We start from the raw sequence: 4,692 nt of genomic DNA on the forward strand, positions 1-4,692 counted from the left end.
CCCCCCCCCCCGCGGGCGGGGACAAGCCCCGCCCCTACAGGGTAGAGACGTACCGGGGCAGGCGGGGAGCAGCGTCCCCTTTGCGGGGCGAAAGGTCTGCGCGGACAGACGTGTGCTTTCCGCCTTTTTCTGTGAAAAAATCCCTCCGGCCCTGCAGGGACATACTCACGGCCGAAATGGCTCATACTCAACAGGGAAGCGAATAAAAGGCGGGCAGGGAGAGATCCCGGAACAGCAGGCCATCCGGCGGGCACCAGGTAAATACAAAGGTGGCGGCGCCCAGCGCCAGCACCAGCACCACCCAGAGCAGGCGTGTGCGGCTCCAGACGGGAGTGCGGAGGAAACAGGGCAGCAGGAAAAAGGCGGCCATCACCAGCACATAGAGGGCCACGTCAAAAAAGAGGGAATCACCCTCCAGCACCACATGATAGAGGTAACCCACGCCCAGCATGAGCGCAGCCGAGAGGAGCAGGGAGAAGGCACGGGCGCCCAGGCTCTCCGGCTCCCTGCGCACCAGCAGAACACCGGAGAGCAGGCAGGGCCAATAGAGGATTTTCACATGCTCCCAGAGGCTTTCGTTGACCGGGGCCAGCAGGGCGGTCAGGCCATTGGGCCAGAGAGCGTAGAGGAAGTGCAGGCAGGAGCCCGCCAGCGTGGCCACCACAAAGGTGATCAGCGCCGCCTTGGACAAACGGGACATAGCGATACCCCCTGTTTTGTGATAGTGGAGTATATGCGCCGGGCGGGGCGGACATACCCCGCAGGGGCAGGGAATGTCTGCACAGCACAGGGTCCTGTGCGGCTTTGTATTCCGAGGCCAGCAGCCCGGCGGCACAGGCAGCGGCGACGGAGGGCCCGCTTCCATGGCGCGGGCGGCCAACAGGCTCCCGGAATAAAGAGCTTGATTCGGTTTGAACCGCTCGCCAATTTTTGGTTACCTTGCACTTTACCAGAATCTTCTTATAACGGAAACAGGAAATTGCCGGGACAAAGGGGAAATCTGGCGGAATAAAAGGAGGAAGGCCGACGGGGCCGGCGCTGGAAGGAAACGACAAGCCAAAGGAGCGTTTCATTGCCAGAGGCGGCGGCGCGCGTTCCGGCCATATTAAAAACGGCGCGCAGCGTGCGCCGTTTTTCACGTTTCAATTCAAAAAAGGGGTGGTCAAATGAAGGAGGAATCCAAAACGAGGCCATGGGCGGCCCTGGCGGTGGCGGTGATGTTCGTGCTGGCGTCATTGGTATCGGCGGCCCCGGCCCGGGCCGCGGAGGAGCGGACGGTGATCCCCATGGGCCGCGCGGTGGGCATCAAACTCTTTTCCGACGGCGTAATGGTGGTGGGCTTTTCCGAGGTGGCCGGCGCGGAGGGCAGCAGCGCCCCGGCCCGGGACTGTGGACTGCGGGAGGGCGACATCATCACGCACATCAACCGGGAGGAGGTGGACAGCATCGAGGAGGTGCAGAGTGTCCTCCAGGAGGTGGGCGGAAAACCCATGAGCATCCGGGCGGTGCGGGACGACAAGACCGTACAGCTCACCGCTCAGGCGGTCCAGTGCGGCAGCGACGGCCAATACAAGCTGGGGGCGTGGATCCGCGACTCCATGGCGGGGATCGGCACCCTCACCTTCTGCGAGCCCGCTACCGGGCGGTTCGGCGCTTTGGGCCACGGCATCAACGACGTGGACACCGCCCAGCTCATGCCTCTCCAGTCCGGCTCCATCATGTATTCGGAGGTCACCGATGTGAAGAAGGGGGAAAAGGGAGCCCCCGGCGAGCTCCACGGCGCGTTTCAGGTGAACCGGGATCTGGGCGAGCTGTACGCCAATACTGCCAGCGGCGTGTTTGGCCGCCTGGAGGACGGTACGCTGACCGACGGCCTGGAGCCGGTGCCCGTGGCGGAGCGCAAGGAGGTCAAGACCGGGGCGGCCACGATTCTCTCCAACATCGCCGGCGACCAGGTCGAGGAGTATCAGGTGGAGATTATCCGGGTGTATCCCGCCAACGGCGCGGATACCCGGAACCTGATGCTCAAGGTGACCGATCCCCGCCTGCTGGAAACCACCGGCGGGATTGTCCAGGGCATGAGCGGCAGCCCCATTCTGCAAAACGGCAAGCTGGTGGGCGCAGTGACCCATGTTTTGGTCAATGATCCCACCCAGGGCTACGGCATTTTGGCGGAGAATATGCTCCTGGAGGCGGAAAATGGGGAGAACCAGTCGTAACGGTCGTAAAAAGGTCGAATGAAGTCGAGGAGAAATACCCATAAATTACCAGAAAAACCCTTGCGTTTGCTGTCTGATTATGGTAAATTATAGGCAACCGGTAAACAGCCTTGGCCAGGCAGCAAACATAGGGCAGGGAAACCTGCTGGAAAGGGTGTCAATATTGGAAACCAGAAAGAGGATCTTGGTGGCCGATGCCAGTGAGGAGTTCCGCCGTGTCTTTACGGGTGCGCTGGAGGAGGAATCCGGCCTGGAGCTGGCCGCAGAGACAGGGGACGGGCAGGAGACGGTCCGCCTGGCAAAGGAGCTCTCCCCGGACATCGTGGTGATGGATTTCGTGCTTGCCCGTATGGATGGACTGGAGGTGCTGTCCGAGCTGGCGGCGCTGCCCGGCCGGCCCCGGGTGCTGGTGCTCTCCAGCTTTGCGCGGGGCAATATGGCGGAGCTGGCCGCGGCCCATGGCGCGGACTACTATATGATGAAGCCGTGTAAACTCTCCGCCGTGATGGAGCGCATCCGCCAACTGGCGGGACAGCCCCAGAGCGGCGGGGAGGAGCCCGGGCGCCTCTCTGGTGAGAGCCAGAACCTGGAGAGCACCGTCACCTCCATTATCCATGAGATCGGTGTGCCCGCCCACATCAAGGGCTACCAGTATCTGCGGGAGGCCATCATCATCGCCGTGGGCGACATGGATGTGATCAACGCGGTGACCAAGATCCTCTACCCGGAGGTGGCCAAGCGTTTCGGCACAACGGCCTCCCGCGTGGAGCGCGCCATCCGCCACGCCATTGAGGTGGCATGGGACCGGGGTGATCTGGAGACCCTGCAAAAGTATTTCGGCTATACGGTGAGCAACGCCAAGGGCAAGCCCACCAACTCGGAGTTCATCGCCATGATCGCCGACAAGCTCCAGTTGGAGCGCAAACAGAAGTAAAGGAAATGATCAAAACAGGCGGGGGATTTTCCCCCGCCTGTTCAGCCTGTCGAAAAAGTATTTTCGACAGGCCGAGGGACTTTTCGAACCTTCAAAAAAGTTCAAAAAGTCGGTGGATCAAACGCGAAAGAAACCCCTGACGGTTTTCTTTCACACGATCTTTTCCTTCGAAACCTTCGCCTGAAGGGTTTATCGACAGCCTCAACAGGCGGAGGAAGCTGGTTGACAGGGAGAGAGATCGGGGCTACAATCGTCTTTATGTGTAAAACAGGAGGCGTATTCCCGTGAAAATCATCTGTCAAATCGGCGTCATCTTTGCCGTGTGCTGGTTTAGCCAGCTCATTGAGGCGGCGCTGCCAGTTCCATTCCCGGCCAGCGTGATCGGCATGCTGCTGCTGCTGGCGCTGTTGGCCACCGGGCTGCTCAAAATCGAGCATATCCGGGAAAAGGCGGATTTTCTGCTGGCCAACATGGCCTTCTTTTTCCTGCCCGCCGGGGTGAGCGTCATCAACTACTTCGATGTGCTGGGCCGCTCGGCCGTCGCGCTGGTGTTGGTCTGCCTGCTCTCAACGGTGATCACCTTCGGCGCCACCGCCCTGAGCATCCGGTTCACCCTGCGCCTGCTGGAGAGGAGGAAGTCCCGTGTCTGAGCTGTTTGCTTCCCCCTTTTTTGGCATCGCTTTGAGTATCCTGGCCTTCTGGGTTGGGGTGCGCATCCAGAAAAAGACCGGCCTGGTGGTCTGTAATCCCCTGCTCATTGGCATCGTCCTGGTGGTGGGGGTGCTGCTGCTGTTCCGCATTCCCTATGAGTCCTATCATCAGGGCGGAGAGATCATCAACATGTTTCTCGCCCCCGCCACCGCCTGCCTGGCGGTGGCCATCTACGGGAAAATCCGTATTCTGAAGGAGAACTGGCTGCCCATTCTGGTTGGGTGCGTGGTGGGCTCGGCGGCCTCCATGGGCAGCATCCTTCTGCTCTGCCGCCTGTTTGGGCTGGACGCGGCCATGACCGCGTCCCTCCTGCCCAAATCCGTCACCACCCCCATTGCCATCAGCGTATCCCAGGCCCACGGCGGCATCGGCCCCATCACCGTGGTGGCGGTGCTGATCACAGGCATCTTCGGCAGCATCGCGGCCCCGCTGCTCATCAAGCTGTTCCGGGTGAAGGACCCCATGACCGCCGGGCTGGCCATCGGCGCCTGCTCCCACGCGGTGGGCACCTCCAAGGCTCTGGAGCTGGGAGAGACCGAGGGGGCCATGAGCGGGCTGGCTATCGGGGTGTGCGGGCTGATCACAGTGGTGCTCTCCCTGTTCCTGATGTAGCGGAATCCGTACGCCCCCCCCCCCCGCGGGCGGGTGTGGGCACCCGCCCCTACAAGCCTGTATTTTCTCCCTTTCCGTATGGCCACCCACCAGGGCGGCCCCGCTTGCCCTTCAAGGCAATTTATCTTCTGTCCGCATCGGCCCCCTGGGCGGGGACAAGCCCCGCCCCTACGCCGCGGCTGCAGGGCGCGCCCGCGCAAAAGGACACGCCCCCGG

Annotated in this window: 5 protein-coding genes; 4 read left to right on the forward strand and 1 reads right to left on the reverse strand. The window is 62.0% G+C overall.

Annotated elements, in window-relative coordinates; translation table 11 throughout:
- Positions 1-187: 187 nt before the first annotated feature.
- Positions 188-700: a DUF6512 family protein gene (locus tag ACESY8_RS13990; RefSeq protein ID WP_054338852.1), complete on the reverse strand. Its 513-nt coding sequence runs from the start codon at positions 698-700 to the stop codon at positions 188-190.
- A 466-nt stretch (positions 701-1,166) separates the two neighbouring features.
- Here ACESY8_RS13990 and spoIVB point away from each other — a divergent pair, with 466 nt between their 5' ends.
- The 4 genes from spoIVB (at position 1,167) to ACESY8_RS14010 (ending at position 4,476) form a co-directional block, all read left to right on the forward strand.
- On the forward strand, positions 1,167-2,219 hold the full coding sequence (gene spoIVB / locus ACESY8_RS13995) for a SpoIVB peptidase (RefSeq protein ID WP_009260124.1): 1,053 nt from the start codon (positions 1,167-1,169) through the stop codon (positions 2,217-2,219).
- Between the two features lie 187 nt (positions 2,220-2,406).
- Positions 2,407-3,153 carry a sporulation transcription factor Spo0A gene (spo0A, locus tag ACESY8_RS14000; RefSeq protein WP_009260125.1) on the forward strand — a complete coding sequence of 249 codons (747 nt, stop codon included), beginning with the start codon at positions 2,407-2,409 and terminating at the stop codon, positions 3,151-3,153.
- Positions 3,154-3,437: 284 nt separating this feature from the next.
- Positions 3,438-3,803 (forward strand): CidA/LrgA family protein, encoded by a 366-nt coding sequence (locus ACESY8_RS14005; protein ID WP_007489771.1) that lies wholly within the window; start codon positions 3,438-3,440, stop codon positions 3,801-3,803.
- A complete protein-coding gene (locus ACESY8_RS14010; RefSeq protein WP_009260126.1) occupies positions 3,796-4,476 on the forward strand; it encodes an LrgB family protein in 681 nt (226 codons plus the stop codon). Before ACESY8_RS14005 ends, ACESY8_RS14010 begins: the two co-directional genes overlap by 8 nt.
- Positions 4,477-4,692 lie beyond the last annotated feature (216 nt).

This window comes from Clostridium sp. ATCC BAA-442 (assembly GCF_964239415.1).
Lineage (GTDB): Bacteria > Bacillota > Clostridia > Oscillospirales > Oscillospiraceae > Flavonifractor > Flavonifractor plautii.

Bases quoted from the DNA above. Each gene is read 5' to 3' on its own strand.
- spoIVB (WP_009260124.1), top strand. From the start codon at position 1,167: ATGAAGGAGGAATCCAAAACGAGGCCATGGGCGGCCCTGGCGGTGGCG.
- ACESY8_RS13990 (WP_054338852.1), bottom strand. From the start codon at position 700: ATGTCCCGTTTGTCCAAGGCGGCGCTGATCACCTTTGTGGTGGCCACG.